Source organism: Halopseudomonas pelagia, assembly GCF_009497895.1.
Lineage (GTDB): Bacteria > Pseudomonadota > Gammaproteobacteria > Pseudomonadales > Pseudomonadaceae > Halopseudomonas > Halopseudomonas pelagia_A.
This window is the reverse complement of sequence record NZ_CP033116.1, coordinates 1,190,406-1,214,888: the sequence shown is the minus strand read 5'-3', so window position 1 is coordinate 1,214,888 and position 24,483 is coordinate 1,190,406. Positions and strand designations below refer to the sequence as shown.

The following is a 24,483-nucleotide window of genomic DNA, read 5'->3' as shown; positions in this document are numbered from 1 at the left end:
CAGCAAACGCATTCCTTAACAGCATGCGGCTATTGCCCTCTGCCGCTTTTGAATATACTGCCCGCATGAGCGAAAAATCATCCCGTTCGATCAAGCTACCGGTCCTGACGACTCTTCTCTGCGCGCTGCTGCTGAGCGCCTGCGAACAGCCGCAACCGCCGCGGCTGGAGCAGATCAAGGAAGACGGCACGCTCAGGGTGGTAACCCGCAACTCGCCGACCACCTACTACCAGGATCGCCACGGCAGCACCGGCCTGGAGTATGAGCTGAGCCGACGCTTTGCCGACAGTCTGGATCTGGAACTGGAAGTTGAAACCATCAGCACGCTGGATGAGCTGTATGCGCAGCTGGCCAGTGAAGGCGGCCCGCATATCGGGGCTGCCGGTATCACGGTGAATCCGGCGCGCGAAGGTCAGGTGCGCTTCGCCGACTCCTACCTGGACGTTACCCCGCAGGTGGTGTTTCGCCGCGGCGATCGCCAGCCCACCGCGATTGAAGATCTGTATGACAAGCGCATCATGGTGCTCAAAGGCAGCAGCCTGGCAGACCAGTTACGCGACCTGCAAACCGAGCACCCACAGTTGATTTTCGAGGAATCGGATAACGTTGAAGTTGTCGATCTGCTGCGGCTGGTCAACGATAACGAGATCGACTATGCGGTGGTTTACTCGAATGAGCTGATCGTTAATCAGGCGTTCTATCCTGCAGTGCGCGTGGGCTTTGACCTGTCTGACGAGCGCCCGATGGCCTGGGCGTTGCCCAACGACCCGGACAACACCCTGCTGGATGCGGTAAATACATTCTTCACCGACATCCGCGCCGACGGCACTCTAGATCAATTGATCGAGCGCTTTTATGGCCACTCCGATGTGCTCGACTATGTCGGTGCGCGTGGCTTTGCCCAACACACGCAACAGCGCTTGCCGCGCTATGAAACGCTGTTTCGCCAGGCCGGCGACCAGTACGGGCTCGACTGGCGGCTACTGGCGGCAATGGGTTATCAGGAATCGCTGTGGGATGCGGACGCCAAGTCCTTTACCGGGGTGCGCGGGCTGATGATGCTGACCCTGCCGACGGCGAAGTTTGTGGGTGTGACCAATCGCGTGGATCCCAAGCAGAGTATTTTTGGTGGTGCGCGTTATCTGATCTGGGTGCGTGATCAGTTGTCGACGGACATCCCCGAGCCGGATCGTACCTGGTTCGCGATGGCTGCCTATAACGTCGGTATTGGCCATTTGGATGACGCGCGCAAGTTGACTAGCAGCAACGGCCGCGACCCGAATCGCTGGGTGGATGTGAAGGATCACCTGCCGCTGTTGTCGAAAAAGGAGTGGTACAGCAAGACCCGCTACGGTTACGCCCGCGGTGCGGAGCCGGTGCATTACGTGCAGAACATCCGGCGCTACCACGAGATTCTGCAGTGGGTGACTCAGCCGCAGTCGGAAATGGCCCAGGCGGCGGCGGAGAAATATCATACGCCGGGGATATTGGAGCAGATTCCGCAGGGGTTTTGAGCCTGGCGTCTTCCCTGAAGGTCAGCATGGATTCCCGCCTTCGCGGGAATGACGGTGGGGGGCGGGAATGACGGTGAGGGGCGAAAAAGGGTTACTGACTTTGCTCGCGTTTAGCCCGAAAAAAATCCTTCAGCACTGCTCCACACTCCTCTGCCAGTACACCACCCTCCACTTCCACATGGTGATTCAGCCAAGGCTGAGCCAAGACCTGTGCGCGGCTGATGACGGCGCCGGAGCGGGGTTCGGGGGCGCCGTAGACCAGGCGGGTGATGCGGCTGTGGACCAGCAGACCAGCGCACATGGTGCAGGGTTCGAGGGTGACGTAGAGCGTGGTGTCCGGCAGGCGATAGTTGCCTTCGCTTAAGGACGCCTGGCGCAGCGCGACCATTTCAGCGTGGGCGCTGGGGTCGTTGCTGCTGATGGGTTGGTTGAAACCGCGGCCAATCACCTGACCATTGCGCACCAGCACGGCGCCCACGGGCACTTCGCCCAGGGCCGCCGCCTGTAGTGCTTCGGCCAGCGCCAAGCGCATGAAGTCGATATCGGCTGGCTTCATGGGTTGGGCGTCAAATCAGCTTGCGGCTTCTGAGCAGCTCAATCACCTGGTTGACGCAGGACTCCAGATTCAACTCGGCGGTTTTGAGTACCAGGTCCGCATCGGTCGGCGCTTCGTAGGGATAAGAAACGCCCGGCACGGTATTTTCCTCGTTGGCTGCATACAGGCCTGAGGGATCACGTTCCTGGCACACCGACAGCGGCGCATCCAGATGCACCAGCAGGCAACGCTCACCGAGAATGTAACGTGCCTTGGCGCGGCTTTCTTCGGTGGGTGCCATAAAGGCGCCAATCGCGATCAGACCCGCTTCGTTCATCTGCCGGGCAATGCGCGCACCTTTGTGCAGGTTCTCGCCACGGCCCTGCGCGTCCTGCGGTAGGCCCTTGCTCAGATCCTGACGCAGCGCCTTGCCATCCAGCACGTAGCAGGCGCGGCCACTGTCGAACAGTTTGCGTTCAACCGCGTAAGCAATGGTGCTCTTGCCGGAACCGGACAGGCCAGTCAGCAGCAGGGTTACCGGCTCCTGGCCAAAGCGCTGGGCACGCTCGCTGGCCGTCACGTGCGCATAACCGCCATGGCGGCTGCCAGTGGTGTTTTGCCCCAGCAGGCCCTTGGCGACAATCATGCCGGCGCCGACGGTGCCATTGGTCATACGGTCGATAACGATAAAGGAACCGCTGGTGCGGTTGGCGCGGTAATCGTCATAGGCGATGGGCCGCTCAAGCGACAGCTCAACCCGGCCAATCTCGTTCAGGCCCAATTGCGGCGCAGGCTGCTCTTCCAGCGTATTCACATCAATGCGGTGCACGATCCGGGTAAAAGAGCCCGGGCTATTGCTGGTGGCGCGCTTGATGTCGTACTTGCGGCCCGGCTGCATGGGCTGGTCGTCCATCCATACCAGGTTGGCTTCGAACAGATCGCCGATCAGCGGGCGGTTATCCACGTGGGCCAGTACGTCGCCACGGGAAATATCGATCTCGTCTTCCAGCGTCAGGGTTACCGCCTGGCCTGGGCCAGCGCTTTCCAGTTCGCCATCGAAGGTAACAATGGATTTGACCCGGCTGGTCTTGCCCGAGGGCAATACCACCAGCTCATCACCCTTGTGCACTACCCCGGAAGCCAGGGTACCGGCGAAGCCGCGGAAGTTCAGGTTAGGACGTGTGACCAGTTGAACCGGAAAGCGCAGGTCCTTGAGGTTACGGTCCGCCGCGACTTCCACGGTTTCCAGAATTTCCATCAGCGTTTGGCCGCTATACCAGGGGCTGCGTTCGCTGCGGTTAACCACGTTGTCGCCCTTGAGCGCTGACATCGGCACGAAGTGCACGCTGTTGCCATCGAGCATTTCCAGGCCGCTGGCGAACTGGCGGTAGTCGTCGCAGATCTGGTTGAACACGCCTTCGTCGAAGTCTTTCAGGTCCATCTTGTTAATGGCGACGACGATATGCTTGATGCCCAGCAAGGAGGCGATAAAGCTGTGACGCTTGGTTTGCGTCTGTACGCCGTAACGGGCATCGATCAGAATGATTGCCAGGTCGCAGGTCGAGGCGCCGGTGGCCATGTTGCGGGTGTACTGCTCGTGACCGGGGGTGTCGGCAATAATGAATTTGCGCTTGGCGGTGGAGAAATAACGGTAGGCCACATCAATGGTGATGCCCTGCTCACGCTCGGCCTGCAGACCATCGACCAGCAGCGCCAGGTCCACTTCTTCGCCGGTGGTGCCGGATTTTTTCGAATCACGGGTGATGGCTTCCATATGATCTTCGTAGATCATCTTGGAATCATGCAGCAAACGCCCGATCAGCGTGCTCTTGCCATCATCAACGTTACCGCAGGTCAAAAACCGCAGTAGCTCCTTGCGCTCATGCTGGCCAAGGTAGGCCAGGATATCTTCGCTGATCAAATCTGATTGGTGACTCATGTATCTCTCCGGGCTAAGCGCCCCGCTTAGCTGAAGTTAGAAATAGCCCTGACGTTTTTTCTCTTCCATCGAGCCTGCCTGATCGTGATCGATCACGCGGCCCTGACGTTCGGAAGTACGGGTCAGCAGCATTTCCTGAATAATTTCCGGCAAGGTAGCGGCGGTGGATTCGACGGCGCCGGTCAGCGGGTAGCAACCGAGTGTACGGAAGCGGACCATCTTCATTTCCGGGGTCTCGCCTTCGTCCAACGGCATGCGATCGTCGTCGACCATGATCAGTGAGCCATTACGCTCGACTACCGGACGCTCGGCGGCAAAGTACAGCGGCACGATCGGGATGCTTTCCAGATAGATGTATTGCCAGATATCCAGCTCGGTCCAGTTCGACAGCGGGAATACACGGATGCTTTCGCCCTTGTGCACCTTGCCGTTGTAGACATTCCACAGCTCCGGGCGCTGATTCTTTGGGTCCCAACGGTGATGCTTGTCACGGAAGGAGTAGACGCGCTCCTTGGCCCGCGACTTTTCCTCGTCCCGGCGAGCGCCACCGAAGGCAGCGTCGAAGCCGTACTTGTCCAGCGCCTGCTTCAGGCCCTGGGTTTTCATGATGTCGGTATGCACTGCGCTGCCGTGGGTAAAGGGACCTACGCCCTGAGCCACGCCTTCTGGATTCTTGTGAACCAGCAGATCCAGGTCCATTTCCTCGACGATTTTCTCGCGGAAGCTGTACATCTCGCGGAATTTCCAGCCGGTGTCCACGTGTAGCACGGGGAACGGCAGGCGGCCTGGGTAGAAGGCCTTGCGCGCCAGATGCAGCATCACGGCGGAGTCTTTGCCGATGGAGTAAAGCATCACTGGGTTCTGGAACTCGGCCGCCACTTCACGAATGATGTGAATGCTTTCGGCTTCCAGTTGCTTGAGGTGGGTCAATTTTTCCAGCATGGCGTACTCACGATAATGAGGGGGACGCCGGGCATCCCGAGGTCAGGTGGCAGGCATTGTAACAAACGCAAGGCAATCTAATAAGAAGCCTGTTGATACCTTTAAGTTATATGGATATAGCTGCTTTTAAACCGGATTATCGATATCGATAAACTGGTGCTCGATGCCGAAGCGCTCTGCCAGATGCTCGCCCAGTGCCTTGACGCCGTAGCGCTCGGTGGCATGATGCCCGGCAGAGAAGAAGTGGATGCCGTTTTCCCGCGCCGCGTGCACTGTGGGCTCGGATATTTCACCGGTGACAAAGGCGTCCACACCCAAAGCAATGGCCTTGTCGATGTAGCCCTGGGCAGCACCCGTGCACCAGGCAATGCGCTTAATCGGCCGGTCGTTACCGGCGATGTGCAAGGGTTCGCGGTTCAATACGCGGGCCAGATGCGCTGCTACTTCGCTGCCACTCATCGGCGTCGGCAGCTCGCCCTGCAAACCCACAGAGCGCGGATTTTCCGGCTCAAGCCCAGCGGTGACCGACCAGCCCATCAGGCGCGCCAGTTGCGTGTTATTGCCCAGCTCGGCATGCACATCCAGCGGCAGATGATAAGCCAGCAGATTCACATCGTTGCCGAGCAAGGCCTTGAGCCGGCGCTGCTTGATACCGGTGATCGGCGCAGACTCGCCCTTCCAGAAATAGCCATGATGAACCAGGAGCATATCGGCCCCGGCGGCTACCGCCGCATCCACCATCGCCTGGCTGGCGGTCACCCCAGTCACCAACATGCGGATCTGCTCGCGGCCTTCAACCTGCAGACCATTGGGGCAATAGTCCTGAAAGGCGGCGCTATCCAGCAGTGTGTTGCAGTACTCCACTAACGTGGCGCGATCAATCATGGTGGGCCTCCTTTAACTCGTTGCTGCCATTGTCCCGCCTGCCCTCGACTTTGGCCAGTCATGCGCAGCATTCTTGTTCACGGGCTCGGCAGGATAGCCGCTAAGCTTTATACTGTTACGTAATGCTAGTCTGCCGACAGCTGGGGAATCTGGGAATAAAGAATGAACGCTCTATTGCGCAATTGGATCTGGCCTGCCCTGTGTGGAGTGCTGCTGGCGCTGCTAATACTGCAGTACTACCCGCACTGGCTGGGTATGCCAGAGCGCACCGCTGCTTCTGCTCCAGTGGTTTCCGCCGAAGATATCGTGCGCGAACAACCCGCGACCCAGGGGCCCTATTCCTACAGCGATGCCGTGCAGCGGGCTGCCCCAGCAGTAGCCAACATTTATACCAGTAAAGCCGCCGATAGCGAGACACCTCAAGCCTTCCCTGCCCCGCCGCTACGCGATTATTCGGAAACCTTACCCGTACCCAACCGCCAACAAAGCAGCCTGGGTTCTGCGGTCATTCTCAATGCCGAAGGCTACTTGCTGACCAATAACCACGTGGTCGCTGACGCGGATGAAATTCTGGTGTTGTTACGCGATGGCCGCGAAGCCTTGGCCGAGCTGATCGGAACGGACCCGGAAACCGACCTGGCGGTACTCAAGATCAATCTGCCCGATCTGCCAGTAGTGACCATCAGCCCTAACCAGCAGCGCATTGGCGATGTAGTGATGGCCATCGGCAACCCGTTCGGCCTGGGCCAGACAGTCACCATGGGCATCGTCAGCGCTACCGGACGCAATCAATTGGGGCTGAATACTTATGAAGACTTTATTCAGACTGACGCAGCCATCAACCAGGGCAACTCCGGCGGGGCTTTGATTGACGCCAATGGCAACCTGATCGGCATCAATACCGCGATCTTTTCCCAATCCGGTGGCTCTCAGGGCATTGGTTTTGCGATCCCAGCGAACCTGGCGGTGGAAGTGATGCAGGCGATCATCAGCCAGGGACGGGTAATCCGCGGCTGGCTGGGGGTCGAAGTCCAACCGCTGACAAATGAACTGGCCGAGTCGTTCGGGCTGGAGAGCCGTGAGGGAATAGTGGTCTCGGGACTTTACCGGGAAGGCCCAGCCTGGAATGCCGGCTTGATGCCAGGCGATGTGATCTTGCACATCGACCAGGAACCAGTCAGCAATGGCCGGCAGGCGATGAATCAGGTAGCCAGGGCCCATCCCGGACAGAAGGTGCGACTGAGCATCCTGCGCGACGGTCAAGCGATGCAGTTCGAAGCCGAGGTGGGCGTCAGGCCGAGCTTCCGCGGCTAGTCCGCGCCCACTAGGACATCCTTGCGGCGACTATCAGAGCAAGGTTTGCAATGCGTCGATCAGCTTGGCGTTCTGTTCTGGCGTACCTATGGTAATACGCAAAAACTGCTCGATCCGTGGTTTGGCGAAATGCCGCACAATAACGCGCTGCTCGCGTAAACCTTGAGCCAATTGCGCCGCATCCTTCTGCGCATGCCGAACGAACAGGAAGTTGGCCGCAGACGGCAACACCTCAAAGCCCAGCGCCTCAAGCTTGGCCGCCATCTCGTCGCGGCTCTGGATCACCGCATTGCGCGTGCTGTCGAAATACGCCTGATCGCGGAACGCCGCCTCCGCCCCAGCCAACGCCAGGCGATCCAGCGGATAGGAATTGAAGCTGTTCTTGATTCGCTCCAGCGCCTCGATCAGGTCAGCATGACCTACCGCCAGACCTACCCGCAGCCCGGCCAGCGAGCGAGATTTCGACAGGCTCTGGGTCACCAGCAGATTCGGGTAACGATCGACCAGGCTGATGGCAGTGTCTGCGCCGAAATCGACATAGGCCTCATCCACCACTACCACGGAATCCGGGCTGGCCTGGACGATCTGCTCTATCTGCGCCAGCGTTAACGCAATGCCGGTGGGTGCATTCGGATTCGGGAAAATAATCCCGCCGTTGGGCTGGGCGTAGTCGGCAATCTTGATGGTGAAATCGTCAGCCAGTGGCAGGGTCTTCGGCTCTATGCCGTAAAGACCGCAATACACCGGGTAGAAGCTGTAGCTGATATCCGGAAACAGCAACGGCTTGCCATGCTGAAACAGGCCATGAAACACATGCGCCAACACCTCGTCAGAGCCGTTACCGACAAATACCTGGGCAGGCTGCACCGAGTAATACTCGGCGATGGTGCCTTTCAGGCTGTCCGCGTTGGGCGCCGGATACAGGCGCAAGGAGGCGTCGGTCACCGCAGCAATAGCCTCAAGCACCTTGGGTGAAGGGCCAAAAGGATTTTCGTTAGTGTTCAGTTTGACCAGATTGTCCAATTTCGGCTGCTCACCAGGCACATAGGGCACCAGGTCTTTGACGAACGGACTCCAAAATCTGCTCACAATCAATCCTCAAAAAAGCTTCAAGCTTCAAGCTTCATGCGGCAAGAGCCCTAAAAAGACTGTGCACATCGCACCGTCACTTTGTTCGCTTGCCGCTTGCCGCTTGCCGCTAGGGTTTTATACGGTATTCCGCACTGCGTGCGTGGGCGGTGAGACTCTCCCCACGGGCCAGGACGGACGCGGTCTTGGCCAGTTCCGACGCGCCTTCGGGCGAGCAGAAGATCACCGAAGAGCGCTTCTGGAAATCATACACGCCCAGAGGCGACGAGAAGCGCGCGGTGCCGGAGGTCGGCAGTACGTGATTCGGGCCAGCACAGTAATCGCCCAGCGCCTCAGGGGTAAAGCGACCCATGAAGATCGCGCCAGCGTGACGAATAGCCGGCAGTAACGCGTCCGGGTCAGCCACTGACAACTCCAGGTGCTCGGGAGCAATACGGTTGGATATCTCGCAGGCATGTTCAAGACTGTCGACCTTGATCAGCGCGCCGCGATTTTCCAGCGAGATGCGCACCATATCGGCCCGCTCCAAACTGTCCAGCAGCTTGTTCAAGCTGGCTTCCACGGCATCCAGGAACGCCGCATCCGGCGACAGCAGGATCGACTGCGCGTCTTCGTCGTGCTCAGCCTGGGAAAACAGGTCCATGGCGATCCAGTCCGGGTCGGTCTGACCGTCGCAGATCACCAGAATTTCCGATGGGCCAGCGATCATATCAATGCCGACCTGACCAAATACCGCGCGCTTGGCGGTGGCCACATAGATATTGCCGGGGCCCACGATCTTGTCTACACGCGGCACGCTTTCAGTGCCATAAGCCAGGGCGGCCACAGCCTGAGCACCACCAATGGTAAACACCCGGTCCACGCCGGCGAGGCAGGCCGCAGCCAGCACCAGCTCATTGATTTCACCACGTGGCGTAGGCACCACCATGACCACTTCCGGAACACCCGCGACCTTGGCCGGCACCGCGTTCATGATCACCGATGAGGGGTAGGAAGCCTTGCCGCCCGGTACATACAAGCCGGCGCGGTCCAGCGGGGTGATCTGCTGGCCGAGTACGGTGCCGTCTGCTTCGGTGTAGCGCCATGAGGGCTGGGTCTGGTGTTCGTGGTAGATACGCACCCGCTCTGCAGCGACTTCCAGTGCGGTGCGCTGCTCCGGCGTGATGCGTTCCAGTGCCAACTCCAGACGCGCGCGGTCCAGAATCAGATCGGCCATGCTGTTCACTTGCAGGCCGTCAAAACGTGCGGTGTATTCCACCAGTGCTGCATCACCACGCTCGCGCACCGCGGCAATAATTTCTTCCACGCGCTCGTTGACGCTCTTGTCCGACACCCCTTCCCACGCCAGCAGCGCATCCAGATGCTGCTTGAAATCCACCTGATTGGCATCCAGACGGGTGATTTTCAGCGGCGTACTCATGGCGGTTACCTATGTTGAAAATGAGAAAGCAAATATTCAGGCAGCGCGCTGCTCAACGGCGGCGGCCAGCAGGTCGATCAGCGCCTTGATGCGCGCATGTTTCATCTTCATCGCCGCCTTGTTGACGATCAGCCGTGAGCTGATGGTGGCGATCAGTTCCTGCGGCTCCAGGCCATTGGCGCGCAGCGTATTGCCGGTATCCACTACGTCGATGATCTTGTCGGCCAAGCCAACCAGCGGCGCCAGCTCCATCGAGCCGTACAGCTTGATGACTTCTACCTGGCGACCCTGCTCGGCGTAATACCGGCGGGCAACATTGACGAACTTGGTCGCCACACGCAGACGGCCACGCGGCTCGGGCGTGTTGACCGGGCCTGCCGTCATCAACCGGCAGTTGGCGATCTTCAGATCCAGCGGCTCATACAGGCCCTGACTGCCGTATTCCATCAGCACGTCCTTGCCGGCTACGCCCAGATCGGCGGCGCCGAGTTCGACATAGGTCGGTACGTCAGTGGCGCGGACGATCAACAGGCGCACGCTCGGATCGGTGGTATCAAATATCAGCTTACGGCTTTTTTCCAGATCTTCCAGCGGCTCGATGCCGGCTTGCTTCAGCAGCGGCAGAGTGTCATCCAGAATGCGGCCCTTGGACAGCGCGATGGTCAGAGTCTCGGTCATGCGGAAGTCCTTGTCTGGTTCAGGCTGGCACGCGGCGAATGATCGCGCCGAGCATCTGCAATTTCTCTTCAATACATTCGTAACCACGGTCGATGTGGTAAATGCGATCAACCAGGGTATCGCCATCAGCGACCAAACCCGCGATAACCAGACTGGCCGAGGCGCGCAGGTCGGTCGCCATCACCGGTGCCCCTTTAAGGCGCTCTACCCCGGTAACAATCGCAGTGTTGCCTTCCACCAGAATATGCGAACCCATGCGGTTCATTTCCTGCACGTGCATAAAGCGATTTTCAAATACGGTCTCGATCACCGTACCGGTGCCTTCGGCGACCGCATTCATCGCGATAAACTGCGCCTGCATGTCGGTTGGAAACGCAGGGTAAGGCGCTGTGCGCAGATTGATCGCCTTGGGCCGATTGCCCTTCATATCCAGACTGATCCAGTTCTTGCCGGTCTCGATCTGCGCACCGGCCTCTTCCAGCTTGAGCAGCACAGCCTCAAGGATCGAAGCGTCGGTATCCTTGAGCTTGACGCGGCCGCGGGTAGCTGCGGCGGCAACCAGATAGGTGCCGGTCTCGATACGGTCGGGCATCACTGAATAGCGCGCAGCGTGCAGACGCTCAACGCCGTCGATGGTGATGGTGTCGGTGCCGTGGCCTTTGATATTGGCACCCATGGCGATCAGACACTCGGCCAGATCCACGACTTCCGGTTCACGCGCGGCGTTTTCCAGCACGGTCCGGCCCTTGGCCAGGGTCGCGGCCATGAGAATGTTTTCAGTACCGGTCACGGTGACGGTATCAAAGAAGAAGTGCGCGCCACGCAGGCCGCCTTCCGGCGCACGCGCCTTGATATAGCCATCTTCCACGGTGATTTCCGCACCCATGGCTTCCAGACCACGAATGTGCAGGTCCACCGGCCGCGAGCCGATCGCACAGCCGCCGGGCAATGCCACTTCGGCATAACCGAAATGCGCAACCATCGGGCCTAGCACCAGAATCGAAGCGCGCATGGTTTTAACCAGCTCGTATGGAGCGACAAGCGTGGTGATGCGGGTGGGATCAACCTCGACATTCATACGCTCATCCAGCACCGGCTCCACACCCATGCGCCCAAACAGCTCGATCATGGTAGTGATGTCATGCAGGTGCGGCAGATTGCACACGGTCACCGGTCCGTCGGCCAGGAGGGTTGCGGCCAGAATCGGCAGCGCAGAATTCTTGGCACCGGAAATGCGGATTTCGCCGTCCAGGCGGTTGCCGCCGGTGATAATGAGTTTGTCCATGTGCAGATCGTCTCTAATAGGGCTTGATGCAGGTGATTGAAATTACGCGAGCCGCAACAGCTCTCAGGGACGGCTGTCCCAAGCCTCGCGGGTAAAGAACTTCATGCTCACCGCGTGGATACTGCCATCGGCAATCTGCTCATTGAGCAGTGCATAGATCTGCTGCTGACGCTTGACTGGCGACAACGCTGCCAGGCTATCGCTGATAACCAGCAACTGGAAGTTGCAGCCCTCGCCGTCCACCTCTACCTGGGTGTCCGCCAACTGAGCTTCGATCAGTTTTTTTACTTCAACAGCCTGCATAATGATTCCAGTATTCGATAGTGTTAACTAATTGCGCGGCCTGGCCACGGCTCAGTGGCTCGCGAGATCAGGCAGCCAGCGTGGTCAGCCAGTCATCCAGTTCGCAGACGCGGGCAATGCTTTCCAGCCCCGCGGGCATGGATACCACCCGCAATTGATCGCCGCGCTCAGAGACGATGCGTGCCACCAACAGAATCAGCGCCAAACCGACGCTGTTGGAGTGCTCTACGCCAGACAGATCCAGGGTGATATCGCCCTGGGTGTCGGCCAGATTCTGCTGCAGCTGTTTGCGCACGTCCATGGCGCTGTCAAAATTCAGCTGCCCTGCCAGGGCGATCACGCCCTGCTCGCCGCGTGTGACTTGCGCGCTCAATTCTCGACCTCTTTTTCCACCTGTTCAACTGACTTGGCTACTACGTTGCCCCAGCCGTTGATCACGGCGTCCAGATCATTGCGATTGGCCTGCATGGCCTGGGCAAACTGGTCGCGGAACAGTAGACCAATGTTGATGCCTTCGACGATAACGTTGCGTACCTTCCACTGGCCGTCCACATTGACCATGGTGTAAGTGACCGGGTAGACATTACCGCCAGAGGAGCGGATTTCCATATCAACGCTGGTGCGATCTGGTGACTGCTGGCCACGGCCGTCGCTTTCCAGGACCTTGATCTGCCCACTGTCAAAATCCAGCAGCGCGTTGCCATAGAATTCAACCATGCTGCGCTTGAAGGTATCGATGAAACGCTGCATCTGTTCATCTGTCGCTTCGCGGCTGTAGCGAACGGTCATCACACTGCGGGCGATACCCTGGAAATCGACCACAGGCTCCAATACTTCATTGAGGCCTTCAACGAAGGCGTCGGTGTCTTGCTTGTAGGTTTCGCGATTGGCGTCCAGCACCGTCATCACGCGAGTGGAGGTGTCTTCCACCACTTCCTGCGGGGAAGCGGTATTTGCACTGGCTGCGAACGGAATGCTCAGCGCCAGGGTCAGAAACAGGTTGGTCAGTACACGCATAGTGAATCTCCGATTAATCTTCTTTGCTGACGGTATTGAGCAGGAAACGTCCAATCAGTTCCTCAAGCACCAGTGCTGACTGGGTATCGTAGATCTGATCCCCGTCTGCCAGCATGGTCTCCTCGCCGCCGACGCTGATACCGACATATTTTTCACCGAGCAGCCCAGCCGTCAGGATGGAGGCGGTGCTGTCCGATGGCAGGGTATTGATGTTGTCGTTGATGGCCATCTCGACCTTGCCGGTGTAGCGATTCTTGTCAAATTCGATGCCCGTGACCTGGCCGATGGTGACACCGGCCATGGTGACCTTGGCGCGCGAGGTCAGCCCCGCCACGTTGTCAAAATGAGCATAGACCTTGTAGCTGTCAGTCGAGGCGCTCATGGTCAGGCCGCTGACACGCAATGCCAGCACCAGCAAGGCCAGGATGCCAATCAGGATGAACAGACCAACAGTTAATTCGAGTGTACGGGTACGCATGTTCGGTTTCCTTGGCTGATCAGAACATCAACGCGGTAAGAATGAAATCCAGGCCGAGAACAGCCAGTGACGCATAGACTACGGTGCGGGTCGTCGCACGACTTATACCCTCGGAGGTAGGCTCGCAGTCATAGCCCTGGAACACCGCGATCCAGGTCACCACAAAAGCAAACACCACGGACTTGATCAGCCCGTTGACCACATCATCCGAGAAGGTCACGGAGTTCTGCATATTGGCCCAGTAGGAGCCGGAATACACACCCAGCCAGTCCACTGCGACCATCGCACCACCCCAGATACCCACCACGCAGAAAATCATTGCCAGCAGCGGCATGGAGATAAAGCCGGCCCACAACCGCGGCGCAATCACATACTTGAGCGGATCGACGCCGATCATTTCCAGGCTGGACAGCTGCTCGGTGGCCTTCATCAAGCCAATCTCGGCGGTCAAGGCCGAGCCAGCACGACCGGCGAACAACAGCGCAGTCACCACCGGCCCCAGCTCCCGCAGCAACGTCAGGGCAACCATCTGCCCCACGGCCTGTTCCGAACCGTAAGTGCTCAGAATGTTGAAGCCCTGCAGGGCGAGCACCATACCAATAAACAGGCCGGACACAATAATAATCGCCAGCGACAATACGCCGACCGCATACAGCTGCTTGAGCAACAGCGTCCAGCCGCTGCCAAAATTCGAGCGCCCGCACAGGGCCTGAAACAAGAACACGCCGGAGCGGCCCAGCGCCGCCAGCACATTCAGCCCCGAGGCCCCCATCAGCGCCACTCTGTCAGTCAGGGTTCGCATTATTGGCTCTTCCCTTTGAGCAGATCGTCCATAAAGGACGGCGCAGGATAATGGAAAGGCACAGGGCCGTCAGGCTCGCCGAGCATGAACTGGCGAATACGCGGATTGTCCGAATGCATCAGATCGTCCGGCTTGCCGTGCCCGAGCACCTGGCCGTCACCTACTACATATAGATAGTCGGCAATGCTTGCCGTCTCGGCCAGGTCATGCGACACCACGATGCTGGTCAAACCCAGCGCGTCGTTGAGCAAGCGAATCAGCCGCACCAGCACACCCATGGAAATAGGATCCTGGCCAACGAAAGGCTCGTCATACATCATCAGTTCGGGATCCAGTGCAATGGCTCGAGCCAGGGCAACACGGCGCTTCATACCACCGGACAGCTCGTCCGGCATCAGCGCATGGGCACCGCGCAGGCCCACGGCCTGCAACTTGAGCAGCACGATATCGCGGATCAGCTCTTCGCTAAGATCAGTGTGCACGCGCAGCGGAAAGGCGACGTTTTCGAACACCGACAGATCAGTAAAGAGCGCGCCGCTCTGGAACAGCATGCCCATATGCTGACGAGCCTCGAACAAGGCCTCGCGCTTGAGCTGCGGAATATTCTGGCCATTGACCAGCACTTCGCCGCTTTCCGGGCGCAGTTGCGCACCGATCAGGCGCAGCAGCGTGGTCTTGCCGCAACCGCTGGGACCCATGATCCCGGTCACCTTACCGCGGGGTATGCGAATATCCACCCCATCAAAAATAAGGCGGTCGTCGCGCCTGAAAGTTACCTTTTTCAGGTCAACGATATAGTCTGAAGAGTCGGTCATAAATGAATCAGGCTTCTCGGAGCTGCCATACTGCGGCGGGCAATTTGAACGCGCTAATATATCAGTTTGCGTTAGGCAGCCCAAGTAACCGTCGAACAATTGGTTGCTTAGGCAATATCTGCTAATCAATTGGGCGCGCGGATCAAGCGCCCACTGCTGGAATGGGCTAGTGACAACCCCCTGGCAATAACCCAAGGGAACGTCAGGGCGCTGAGGCCCTCCAAGTTGACATAGCGCTGCCACCCTCACTGGTGAGTTGGGCGGCACAAGGCGCTATACTAGCCAGTCAGACCATCACTCAAGATACTTCATGCCTGATTTCAACTACATAGCTTCTGCCCGCCGCACCATCGAGATGGAGCGCGATGCCGTCAACAGTCTGCTGGAGCGGCTGGACCACCATTTTGATGCCGCTTGTACGGCGCTGATGGCCTGTACCGGGCGGGTGGTGGTCACCGGCATGGGCAAATCCGGACATGTAGGCAAGAAGATCGCCGCCACCCTGGCCAGCACCGGCACCCCGGCATTTTTTGTTCATCCTGGCGAGGCCAGCCATGGCGACATGGGTATGATTACCCGTCAGGATGTGGTTATCGCTCTGTCCAACTCCGGCAACACTGCTGAAGTGGTCACCTTGCTGCCACTGCTCAAGCGCCTGGGGGTGCCGCTGATCAGCATTACCGGCAACCCGGATTCGATCATGGCCCGTTCGGCGCTCGCTAACCTGCACACCGGCGTAGAGCAGGAAGCCTGCCCGCTCAATCTGGCCCCCACCTCCAGCACCACTACCGCGCTGGTAATGGGCGACGCCCTGGCCATTGCGCTGCTGGAAGCGCGGGGCTTCAGTGCCGAAGATTTCGCCTTTTCCCATCCAGGCGGCACGCTTGGAAGGCGGCTGTTGCTGTTGGTAGATGACATCATGCATGGCGAGGCAACCATGCCGCTGGTAAGCCCGTCGACCTCATTACGCGACGCCCTGCTGGAAATGACTCGCAAGGGGCTGGGGCTGACCGGCATTGCCGATGAAGAAGGACGCCTGGTCGGCATCTTTACCGATGGCGATTTGCGTCGCACGCTGGATCAAAGCATTGATATACGCACTGCCGGCATTGCCGAGGTAATGACCCGTAACTGCAAGACCGTGCAACAGGGCATACTCGCCGCAGAAGCGTTGAAGGTCATGGAAGACGGCAAGATCAGCGGCCTTTTCGTCGTCGACGAGCAGCATCGCCCGGTCGGCGCCCTCAATATGCATGACCTTTTACGCGCAGGAGTTGTATGAGCGGACCAGACCAGCAATTGCTTGAGCGCGCCAGAGCCATCCGTCTGGCCATTTTTGATGTGGACGGTGTACTCACTGACGGGCGCTTGTACTTCATGCCCGATGGCACCGAGTTCAAATCCTTCAACACCCTGGACGGACACGGCATCAAGATGTTGATGGCATCGGGGGTGGAAGTTGCCATTATCAGCGGCCGTTCGTCGCCGCTGGTGGAAAAGCGCGCCGCCAACCTGGGCATTCGTCACCTGATTCAAGGCCGCGAAGACAAGCTCAATGCTCTGGCCGAGCTGCGCAACGTGCTGGACTTTGAGCTGGAGCAGATTGCCTTTCTGGGCGACGACCTGCCAGATCTGCCGGTGATGCGTCGCGTTGGCCTGGGTATAGCCGTCGCCAGCGCTGATTCTTTCGTCCGTGAGCATGCGCACGGCATTACCGAAGCATCAGGCGGAGCTGGTGCAGCGCGCGAGTTCTGCGAACTGATCATGTACGCGCAGGGTTCGCTTGATAACGCCCGGGCAGCCTACCTCTGATGCCGACTATTCCGAAAATTCCGCGCTATCTGCTGACTGCCGGCTTTATTGGCCTGGCGGTGGTGCTAGGCCTGTCGATCGGTTATTTCAATATCCGGCCGGCCAGCTTCAATGACAGCCTGACCATCAGCGATCCCAATCAGCCGGACTTCTTCATGGAAAACAATCGCATACTCATGCTCAACGAGCAGGGTACGCCGGCCTATGAACTGACCAGCGTCCGCGCCACCCATCAAGCCGACGACGACAGCACCAAGCTGGAGAGTCCGCGGTTGATTTTTTACCGGGCGGAGGACGGTGAGCCCTGGCTGTTGGAAGCAGAGCACGGCGTCGTTACGCAGGCAGGCGATCAGGTTGAACTGACCGATAATGTCTTGCTGCAGAGCCAGAATCCCGCCCAAACCGACCGACGCATGACGACACAGGCGCTGACGCTGTTTCCCGCGCGAAATTATGCCGAAACCGCACAAAGCGTTAGAATCGAAAACGCCGGCAACGTGACCAACGCTGTCGGCATGCAGGTTTATCTTAACGACGGCCGCCTAGAGCTGCTGTCCACCGTAAGGGGTCAACATGAGGTGCGTTAAATCCCTGGGCCTCGCGGCCCTGGTACTGGGGCTGGGAATGTCCGCGGCAGTGTTTGCCGCCGACCGTGACCAACCCATCCGCATTCAGGCCAACAGCGCGACGCTGGATGACCGCAGCAACACCGCCATTTACACCGGTAATGTCATCATCACCCAAGGCAGCATGCGCCTGACCGGCAACCGGGTGACGCTGAACACCGACGCCGAGGGCGCGGTGAGCAAGATTGTCAGCCAGGGCACACCTGCGACTTACAAGCAGACGCCCGAAGGCGGCTCGCCAGTGGATTCCCGCGGCCAGACTATTGAATATCTGGCCGATGCCGACCGCGTAGTGCTGATCGACGAGGCCTTTCTGGAGCAGGACGGCAATACCTTTCAGGGTGAATACATCAGCTATGACATCACCCGCGAGGTGGTGGACGCCGGCCGCGCCAACAGCGACGGCGGCACTGGTGGCGAGCAGGACCGGATCGAAATCCTCATCCAGCCACGCAAACGCACTGAACCGGCCAACCCATGACCACACTGGAAGCGCGTCACCTGGCCAAAGCCTATAAATCCCGCAAAGTCGTACGGGATGTATCGGTCTCCATCAACAGCGGCGAAGTGGTCGGTCTGCTCGGGCCCAACGGGGCAGGCAAAACCACGTGCTTCTACATGATTGTCGGCTTGGTCAAAGCTGACGAAGGCAATATTCTGGTCAACGGCGTGGATGTGACCAAGCTGCCCATGCACGGTCGGGCACGCCAGGGTATCGGCTACCTGCCTCAGGAAGCCTCCATTTTTCGCAAGCTCAGCGTCGCCGATAACATCATGGCGATCCTGGAAACCCGCAAAGACCTGAACAAGCAAGGCCGCGCGGACGCGCTGGAGTCGCTATTGCGTGAATTCCACATCCATCACCTGGCCAACAGTCTGGGTATGAGCCTGTCCGGTGGCGAACGCCGCCGCGCGGAGATCGCTCGCGCTCTGGCCACCGAACCCAAGTTCATTCTGCTGGATGAACCTTTCGCCGGCGTTGATCCGATATCGGTCAACGATATCAAACAGATTATCCAGCACCTGAAAAGCAAGGGCATCGGTGTACTCATCACCGATCATAATGTGCGAGAAACACTGGATATCTGCGACAAAGCCTATATCGTCAACGACGGGCATATCATTGCCGAAGGCGACGCTGAAACCGTCCTGGCCAACCAGACGGTGAAAGACGTGTATCTGGGGCACGCCTTCCGCCTGTAGATATTCAACCGACCATGCATGCTAAAATTCTGTCGATTAACGCTATCGATTTAACATTGCGCACAAGGTAATACGCTCAAACATGAAACCATCGCTCGCCCTCAAGATGGGGCAGCAGCTGACGATGACGCCGCAGCTGCAGCAAGCCATCCGACTGTTGCAGCTATCCAGTCTGGACCTCCAGCAAGAGGTCCAGGAGGCGTTGGAAGCCAATCCCATGCTGGAGATGGCTGATGAAGGCGATGATGATTTCTCTCCGAGCCAGGAAAATGGCTTGGACAAGGATGACGCGCCGGCGGTCACCATCCCGGAACCGGTGGCGATGGACGCGATTGAGCAACACAGTCAGGCCGAAGAAGAAGGCAACTGGAACGAGCAGATCCCCAGTGAGCTGCCGGTGGACACGCAATGGGATGACGTATACCAGACCTCAGCCAGCTCGCTACCCAGCCAGGATGACGACGAGTGGGACTTTACCGCCCGCACCGGCTCTGGCGAGACATTGCAAAGCCATCTGGAATGGCAGCTCAACCTGATTCCGCTGTCGGAAACCGATCAGTTGATAGCGCTGTCGTTGATCGATGCGATCAACGCCGACGGCTATCTGGAAGAGTCCCTGGAGGAGATTCTTGCCTCGCTCGATCCCGAGCTGGAAGTCGAGCTGGATGAAGTAGAGATGGTTCTGCACCGCATTCAGCAGTTCGAACCTCTGGGTGTCGGCGCGCGCAACCTCAGTGAATGCCTCTATCTGCAACTGCGCCAGCTTCCCAAGGACACCCCCCTGCTCGAACAGGCGCAGAAGATCGTCAAGGATCACCTGGAACTGCTCGGCAGCCGCGATTTTACTCAACTGATGCGCCGGACCCGGCTGAAGGAAGAGCAACTGAGCCGCGCGATCAGCCTGATACAGACGCTCAATCCGCGCCCTGGCTCGGAAATCGCCTCGGGCGAGCCCGAATATGTGATTCCCGATGTGATCGTGCACCGTGACAACAAGCGCTGGATTGTCGAGCTGAACCAGGAGTCAGTACCCAAGGTGCGGGTGAACAATCATTACGCCTCCATGGTCCGCCGCGCGGATGCCAGCCAGGACAACACTTACCTGCGTAATCATTTGCAGGAAGCACGCTGGTTCATCAAGAGCTTGCAAAGCCGCAACGAAACACTGATGAAAGTCGCCACGCAGATCGTCGAGCATCAGCGCGGCTTCCTGGAGCATGGCGAAGAAGCGATGAAACCCCTGGTGCTGCACGATATCGCCGAGGCGGTGGGCATGCACGAGTCGACCATTTCGCGCGTAACGACGCAGAAATACATGCATACCCCACGCGGCATCTTCGAGCTAAAATACTTTTTCTCCAGCCATGTCGGCACCGCAGAAGGCGGTGAATTCTCCTCCACCGCCATCCGCGCGCTGATCAAAAAGCTGGTGGCAGCAGAAAACCCGAAGAAACCATTGAGCGATAGCAAGATCGCTGGTTTACTGGAAGAACAGGGCATCGATGTGGCCCGCAGAACCATCGCCAAATACCGCGAGTCGCTCAACATCGCCCCTTCGAGCGAACGCAAACGGCTGGTCTAGCCAGCATGCAATAACGATTTTAGTGATAGCAGGTGGCACCATAGGGAGCCAAGCACGGTTCCCTGTTACTCCAAGCCAATCAGGAGAAGTCGTATGCAACTGAACCTTAGCGGTCATCAACTGGACATCACCGATGCATTGCGCGATTACGTCAACGAGAAAATGTCACGTCTCGAGCGACACTTCGACAAGATAACCAACGTACAAGTCACCCTGGAAGTTGAAAAGCTGCGCCAGAAGGCCGAAGCTACACTCCACGTGGCCGGGGGCGAAGTAGTCGCCAATGCCGAGCATACGGATATGTATGCAGCCATAGATTTACTGACGGACAAGCTTGATCGTCAACTGATCAAGTACAAGGAAAAGAACCTGAATCGCCAGCAAGGCGTCAACGACCGTTAAGGCAGACTCTCCGCATCATTATGCAAATTGATCACATACTCACCCCCGAGCGCACCTTTGCCGGTGTGCAGGGGGTTTCAAAAAAGCGCGTTCTGGAGCTGATTGGCAAACTGGTCGCCCAGCATAGCCATCTTGATCCCGACAGCATTTATGAAAGCCTCATCGCCCGTGAAAAACTGGGCTCCACCGGCTTCGGCAATGGTATCGCCATTCCGCACTGCCGCCTGGAGGGCTGTCACAAGGCTGTTGGCGCGTTATTGCAACTCGAATCCAAAATCGACTATGACGCCCTTGATGGCGAGCCCGTCGACCTGATTTTTGTGTTGCTGGTGCCGCTTGAGGCTACCGAGCAGCATTTGCAGATTCTCAAGATGCTTGCCGGCAAGCTGGATCAGTCTAGCTTGCGCGAAGCCCTGCGCAACGCACCGGACGCCGAGAGTCTGTACCGCATCATGACCAGCGAAGACGACGGGAGCTGACCCATGCGTCTGGTTGTCGTCAGCGGACGCTCTGGATCCGGCAAGAGTACAGCTCTGCATCTGCTGGAAGACAACGGCTATTACTGCATAGACAACCTGCCTGCTGGCTTGCTGCCGGAGCTGGCCAAGCAGGTTAATAATACCGGTTTGAATCTGCCCAAAGTCGCCATCAGTATCGACGCACGGAATCTGCCCAGTGATCTGGAGCGTTTTCCCGAGCTGCTGCAGCAGGTGCGTGAAGCCGGCGTTCAATGCGACATTCTGTTTCTAGCCGCTACTGATGAAGTACTGATCAAGCGTTTCTCGGAAACCCGACGCAAACACCCGCTGACCAATGGTACGCATTCGCTGGGAGAGGCACTGGCCGCAGAATTACGTTTACTTGAGCCGATCATTGATCTGGCCGGCCTGAAGATCGATACCAGCCATCTCAACCTGTATCAGCTGCGGGACTTGCTGAAGCAGCGTTTGCTGGGCAGCCAGTCCCACGGCACCTCAGTGATGATCCAGTCTTTTGGCTTCAAGCGCGGCGTTCCAGTCGACTCCGACCTGGTATTTGACGTGCGCTGCCTGCCCAATCCCTACTGGAAAGCCGAGTTGAGGCCCTATTCTGGCCGTGACCCGCAAATTTGCGATTACCTGCAAGCCCAGCCCGAAGTGCAGGAAATGTATGACGATATTCACCAGTTCCTGAGTAAATGGCTGCCCCGCTACGCGGCGGGCGAACGCAGCTACATGACCATTTCCATCGGTTGCACTGGCGGTCATCACCGCTCGGTTTACCTGACCGAACGATTGGTCAAGGAACTGTCCACAAGCATCCCGAACCTGCTGATCCGCCACCGCGACCTGCCCTGACGATGCCAACGACCCGCGTACAAATCATCAACAAACTCGGCCTGCATGCCCGCGCCGCCGCAAAATTCGTCGGCGTGGCCAACCGCTATGGCTGTCAGGTGAAAATCGGCGGAAACGAAGAAGAATTGGTCGACGGCAAAAGCATCATGCAAGTGATGATGCTGGCCGCAAGTAAAGGCTCGGAAGTCTGTATCAGCTGCGAAGGCGAAGAAGCGGATCAAGCCATGGAGGAACTATTGGCCTTGATCGAGGATTATTTCGGCGAGGGGGAGTAGCGCAAGCTGCAAGCTGCAAAATGGTAACCGGCACCCAGCTATCCCACAACCCGCCCAGTCATTCCCGCCGATCCCCCGTCATTCCGCTGATCCCCCGTCATTCCCGCCGCCCCCCCGTCATTCCCGCGCAGGCGGGAATCCAAGCGGACCAAAAACCAAACCCAGAACTCTCAAACCCCTGGCTTTACTTGCCGCTTGCCGCTTGCAGCGTGCAACTTGAAGCTTGCCGCTGCGTCTCACTCCCCTCCCACCGTCATGCCGTCTACCAGCCAGCTGCCGGTCAGATTATTACCGCGACGCTCAATATCCGAGCCGACACAGCGCAAATTGGCGAACATGTCTTTCAGATTGCCGGCGATAGTCACTTCCTGCACCGGGAACTGGATTTCGCCATTCTCCACCCAGAAGCCCCCAGCACCGCGTGAATAGTCACCGGTCACCCCGTTGATGCCCTGCCCCATCAATTCGGTCACCAACAGCCCGGTGCCCATTTCCTTGAGCAGCGCCGGTAAATCGCCGGCGTTGCTGGTCACGTGCAGGTTGTGCACGCCCCCCGCATTTGCGGTACTCGGCAAATTGAGCTTGCGCCCGGAGTAGGTGCCCAGGACCCAGCTACGCAACACGCCCTGATCAACGAACGCCTGTTCGCGAGTCGCCAGACCGTCACCATCAAACGCGGAGCTGCCGAGAGCACGGGGCATATAGGGCCGCTCGTCGATGGTTACCCAGTCAGGAAATATCGGCTGACCCATGGCATCCAGCAAAAAAGTCGATTGCCGGTAGACTGCGCCGCCAGCAATCGCACCAATCAAATGTCCCAGCAGCCCCGAAGCCTGATCTGCGGCGAACAAGACCGGGACTTTGGCGGTTTTGACTGTGCGCGTACCTAACCGTGCCAGCGTGCGCTGCGCCGCCTTGCGACCCAGAGCCTCGGCACTCGGCAGATTGGCCGCCAAACGGTCAACACCATACCAATAGTCGCGCTGCATACCCTGATCCGATGCCACGATCATCACCGCCGAAGCACTATGCCGAGTGCCCAGCGAACTGCCGATAAAACCATTGCTGTTGCCATAAACCCGGCAGCCTTGCTGGGTGCTGATATTGGCACTGTCGCTGGTCAACCGCGGGTCCATCTCCAGCGCGGCGTTCTCACACACCAGAGCCCGCTCGATAGCCTGCTCGGCACTCAACGCCCAGGGATGATAGAGATCCAGATCCGGCAATTCAGTGGCCATCAACTGGGGATCGGCGAGCCCTGCGAAACTGTCTTCGGAGGCATGCTGGGCGATGCCCAGCGCAGCTTCGATAGCCGAGCGAATGGCTTCGTCCGAGGTGTCGGAGGTGCTCGCCGAGCCTTTACGTTGCCCTGCGTATAGTGTGATCGCAAAGCCCTGGTCGCGATTGAACTCGACGGTTTCAACCTCTCCCTGACGCACGCCCACTGACAGGCCAGTATTCTGACTGACACCCACCTCACAGGCGGTCGCGCCCTGGCGACGCGATTCGTCCAGAATAAAGGCAACCCGTTGCTCCAATTCGGCGCGCAGGATTTCGGGGTCTTCGAGTTGGGCTGGTTGAATCTGGCTCATGTAATCTCCTCTAAGGCAGGCATTGTACCTCGGACAGCGCTGCTGTGAACGGGTATCATGGCGCATTGAAACGTACCCGCAGCCGGGCCGCAACGAGGTGACCATGACAGAGTTTTACGACGACGAACAGTACGAGGAAGGCATCAGCAAAACTCAGGTCAAGCGCGAGCTGCAAGAGATGCGCGATCTGGGCCGCCGCCTGGTCGAACTCAAGCCGGCCCAGCTACAGAAACTCGAGCTGACCGAAGAACTGCGCGTTGCCCTTGAAGAAGCACACCGGCACACCGCCCGCGGCGCGCTCAAGCGCCATCTGAGTTTTGTCGGCAAGCTGATGAAGGATCAGGACGTAGACGCCATTCGCGCTTATATCGACCGGCTGGACAGCAGTACTCAGGCGCACGCTCAGCATTTTCATCAAATGGAGCGCTGGCGCGATCGGTTGCTGACCGGCAGTGCAGAAGAGCAGCAAGCCTTTATGAGCGCCTACCCGCAAACCGAGCGCCAGACGCTGCGGCAACTGGTGCGCCAGGCCAGCAAGGAAGCCGCCGAAAACAAGCCGCCAGCCGCTGCACGCAAGTTGTTCAAGCTGATCCGCGAGACCGTGGAAGCGGATATGTAATGACCCTCTGGGCTGCTGC

The 24,483-nt window shown here is 58.5% G+C and carries 28 protein-coding genes; 13 read left to right on the top strand and 15 right to left on the bottom strand.

Annotated features, from left to right (window positions below; genetic code table 11):
- Window positions 1-65: 65 nt before the first annotated feature.
- Window positions 66-1,514 carry a membrane-bound lytic murein transglycosylase MltF gene (gene mltF, locus EAO82_RS05750; RefSeq protein ID WP_096346310.1) on the top strand — a complete coding sequence of 483 codons (1,449 nt, stop codon included), beginning with the start codon at window positions 66-68 and terminating at the stop codon, window positions 1,512-1,514.
- A 91-nt stretch (window positions 1,515-1,605) separates the two neighbouring features.
- On the opposite strand, the gene tadA is transcribed toward mltF, so the two are convergent.
- The 4 genes from tadA to EAO82_RS05730 form a co-directional block, all read right to left on the bottom strand.
- A complete protein-coding gene (gene tadA, locus EAO82_RS05745; protein ID WP_096346830.1) occupies window positions 1,606-2,070 on the bottom strand; it encodes a tRNA adenosine(34) deaminase TadA in 465 nt (154 codons plus the stop codon).
- 10 nt (window positions 2,071-2,080) lie between these two features.
- On the bottom strand, window positions 2,081-3,988 hold the full coding sequence (gene cysN / locus EAO82_RS05740) for a sulfate adenylyltransferase subunit CysN (RefSeq protein ID WP_096346829.1): 1,908 nt from the start codon (window positions 3,986-3,988) through the stop codon (window positions 2,081-2,083).
- A gap of 36 nt (window positions 3,989-4,024) precedes the next feature.
- Window positions 4,025-4,930 (bottom strand): sulfate adenylyltransferase subunit CysD, encoded by a 906-nt coding sequence (gene cysD, locus EAO82_RS05735; protein ID WP_096346828.1) that lies wholly within the window; start codon window positions 4,928-4,930, stop codon window positions 4,025-4,027.
- Between the two features lie 126 nt (window positions 4,931-5,056).
- Entirely contained in the window at window positions 5,057-5,815 is a 759-nt protein-coding gene (locus EAO82_RS05730; protein WP_096346827.1) for a Nif3-like dinuclear metal center hexameric protein, read from the bottom strand.
- A 162-nt stretch (window positions 5,816-5,977) separates the two neighbouring features.
- Between EAO82_RS05730 and EAO82_RS05725 the strand changes: the two genes are divergently transcribed.
- Complete coding sequence (locus tag EAO82_RS05725; RefSeq protein WP_096346826.1) at window positions 5,978-7,129, top strand: S1C family serine protease; 1,152 nt, start codon at window positions 5,978-5,980, stop codon at window positions 7,127-7,129.
- Between the two features lie 33 nt (window positions 7,130-7,162).
- On the opposite strand, the gene hisC is transcribed toward EAO82_RS05725, so the two are convergent.
- From hisC to EAO82_RS05675, 10 genes are all read right to left on the bottom strand, one after another.
- Entirely contained in the window at window positions 7,163-8,218 is a 1,056-nt protein-coding gene (hisC, locus tag EAO82_RS05720) for a histidinol-phosphate transaminase (RefSeq protein ID WP_096346825.1), read from the bottom strand.
- Window positions 8,219-8,327: 109 nt separating this feature from the next.
- Window positions 8,328-9,638, bottom strand: a complete 1,311-nt coding sequence (gene hisD, locus EAO82_RS05715) for a histidinol dehydrogenase (RefSeq protein ID WP_096346824.1) — start codon at window positions 9,636-9,638, stop codon at window positions 8,328-8,330.
- 36 nt (window positions 9,639-9,674) lie between these two features.
- Window positions 9,675-10,316 (bottom strand): ATP phosphoribosyltransferase, encoded by a 642-nt coding sequence (gene hisG / locus EAO82_RS05710; protein ID WP_096346823.1) that lies wholly within the window; start codon window positions 10,314-10,316, stop codon window positions 9,675-9,677.
- Between the two features lie 19 nt (window positions 10,317-10,335).
- Complete coding sequence (gene murA / locus EAO82_RS05705; protein ID WP_096346822.1) at window positions 10,336-11,601, bottom strand: UDP-N-acetylglucosamine 1-carboxyvinyltransferase; 1,266 nt, start codon at window positions 11,599-11,601, stop codon at window positions 10,336-10,338.
- A gap of 63 nt (window positions 11,602-11,664) precedes the next feature.
- Window positions 11,665-11,904 carry a BolA family protein gene (locus tag EAO82_RS05700; RefSeq protein ID WP_096346821.1) on the bottom strand — a complete coding sequence of 80 codons (240 nt, stop codon included), beginning with the start codon at window positions 11,902-11,904 and terminating at the stop codon, window positions 11,665-11,667.
- Between the two features lie 67 nt (window positions 11,905-11,971).
- Window positions 11,972-12,277 carry a lipid asymmetry maintenance protein MlaB gene (locus tag EAO82_RS05695; protein ID WP_096346820.1) on the bottom strand — a complete coding sequence of 102 codons (306 nt, stop codon included), beginning with the start codon at window positions 12,275-12,277 and terminating at the stop codon, window positions 11,972-11,974.
- Complete coding sequence (locus EAO82_RS05690; RefSeq protein WP_096346819.1) at window positions 12,274-12,921, bottom strand: phospholipid-binding protein MlaC; 648 nt, start codon at window positions 12,919-12,921, stop codon at window positions 12,274-12,276. The genes EAO82_RS05695 and EAO82_RS05690 overlap by 4 nt, the downstream gene beginning before the upstream one ends.
- Before the next feature lie 13 nt (window positions 12,922-12,934).
- Window positions 12,935-13,399 (bottom strand): outer membrane lipid asymmetry maintenance protein MlaD, encoded by a 465-nt coding sequence (gene mlaD / locus EAO82_RS05685; RefSeq protein ID WP_096346818.1) that lies wholly within the window; start codon window positions 13,397-13,399, stop codon window positions 12,935-12,937.
- A 19-nt stretch (window positions 13,400-13,418) separates the two neighbouring features.
- Window positions 13,419-14,201: a lipid asymmetry maintenance ABC transporter permease subunit MlaE gene (mlaE, locus tag EAO82_RS05680; protein ID WP_096346817.1), complete on the bottom strand. Its 783-nt coding sequence runs from the start codon at window positions 14,199-14,201 to the stop codon at window positions 13,419-13,421.
- Complete coding sequence (locus tag EAO82_RS05675; RefSeq protein WP_096346816.1) at window positions 14,201-15,016, bottom strand: ABC transporter ATP-binding protein; 816 nt, start codon at window positions 15,014-15,016, stop codon at window positions 14,201-14,203. The genes mlaE and EAO82_RS05675 overlap by 1 nt, the downstream gene beginning before the upstream one ends.
- Before the next feature lie 310 nt (window positions 15,017-15,326).
- Here EAO82_RS05675 and EAO82_RS05670 point away from each other — a divergent pair, with 310 nt between their 5' ends.
- The 10 genes from EAO82_RS05670 to EAO82_RS05625 all read left to right on the top strand — a co-directional run bounded on the left by EAO82_RS05670 (window position 15,327) and on the right by EAO82_RS05625 (window position 22,253).
- On the top strand, window positions 15,327-16,298 hold the full coding sequence (locus EAO82_RS05670) for a KpsF/GutQ family sugar-phosphate isomerase (RefSeq protein WP_096346815.1): 972 nt from the start codon (window positions 15,327-15,329) through the stop codon (window positions 16,296-16,298).
- Window positions 16,295-16,828 (top strand): KdsC family phosphatase, encoded by a 534-nt coding sequence (locus EAO82_RS05665; protein WP_096346814.1) that lies wholly within the window; start codon window positions 16,295-16,297, stop codon window positions 16,826-16,828. Before EAO82_RS05670 ends, EAO82_RS05665 begins: the two co-directional genes overlap by 4 nt.
- Window positions 16,828-17,415: an LPS export ABC transporter periplasmic protein LptC gene (gene lptC, locus EAO82_RS05660; protein ID WP_096346813.1), complete on the top strand. Its 588-nt coding sequence runs from the start codon at window positions 16,828-16,830 to the stop codon at window positions 17,413-17,415. The genes EAO82_RS05665 and lptC overlap by 1 nt, the downstream gene beginning before the upstream one ends.
- Entirely contained in the window at window positions 17,402-17,935 is a 534-nt protein-coding gene (lptA, locus tag EAO82_RS05655) for a lipopolysaccharide transport periplasmic protein LptA (RefSeq protein ID WP_096346812.1), read from the top strand. Before lptC ends, lptA begins: the two co-directional genes overlap by 14 nt.
- Window positions 17,932-18,657: an LPS export ABC transporter ATP-binding protein gene (gene lptB / locus EAO82_RS05650; protein WP_096346811.1), complete on the top strand. Its 726-nt coding sequence runs from the start codon at window positions 17,932-17,934 to the stop codon at window positions 18,655-18,657. Before lptA ends, lptB begins: the two co-directional genes overlap by 4 nt.
- A gap of 82 nt (window positions 18,658-18,739) precedes the next feature.
- Window positions 18,740-20,239, top strand: a complete 1,500-nt coding sequence (locus tag EAO82_RS05645) for an RNA polymerase factor sigma-54 (RefSeq protein WP_096346810.1) — start codon at window positions 18,740-18,742, stop codon at window positions 20,237-20,239.
- 93 nt (window positions 20,240-20,332) lie between these two features.
- Entirely contained in the window at window positions 20,333-20,641 is a 309-nt protein-coding gene (gene hpf / locus EAO82_RS05640; protein WP_096346809.1) for a ribosome hibernation-promoting factor, HPF/YfiA family, read from the top strand.
- 17 nt (window positions 20,642-20,658) lie between these two features.
- On the top strand, window positions 20,659-21,120 hold the full coding sequence (gene ptsN / locus EAO82_RS05635) for a PTS IIA-like nitrogen regulatory protein PtsN (RefSeq protein WP_096346808.1): 462 nt from the start codon (window positions 20,659-20,661) through the stop codon (window positions 21,118-21,120).
- Between the two features lie 3 nt (window positions 21,121-21,123).
- Window positions 21,124-21,978: an RNase adapter RapZ gene (rapZ, locus tag EAO82_RS05630; protein WP_096346807.1), complete on the top strand. Its 855-nt coding sequence runs from the start codon at window positions 21,124-21,126 to the stop codon at window positions 21,976-21,978.
- A gap of 2 nt (window positions 21,979-21,980) precedes the next feature.
- Window positions 21,981-22,253 carry an HPr family phosphocarrier protein gene (locus EAO82_RS05625; RefSeq protein ID WP_096346806.1) on the top strand — a complete coding sequence of 91 codons (273 nt, stop codon included), beginning with the start codon at window positions 21,981-21,983 and terminating at the stop codon, window positions 22,251-22,253.
- Between the two features lie 236 nt (window positions 22,254-22,489).
- Here the strand turns inward: EAO82_RS05625 and pmbA are convergent, their stop codons facing one another.
- Window positions 22,490-23,845, bottom strand: a complete 1,356-nt coding sequence (gene pmbA / locus EAO82_RS05620) for a metalloprotease PmbA (RefSeq protein ID WP_096345655.1) — start codon at window positions 23,843-23,845, stop codon at window positions 22,490-22,492.
- Between the two features lie 103 nt (window positions 23,846-23,948).
- Here pmbA and yjgA point away from each other — a divergent pair, with 103 nt between their 5' ends.
- Window positions 23,949-24,464, top strand: coding sequence for a ribosome biogenesis factor YjgA (yjgA, locus tag EAO82_RS05615; RefSeq protein ID WP_096345689.1), 516 nt, complete (start codon window positions 23,949-23,951; stop codon window positions 24,462-24,464).
- Window positions 24,465-24,483: the final 19 nt, after the last annotated feature.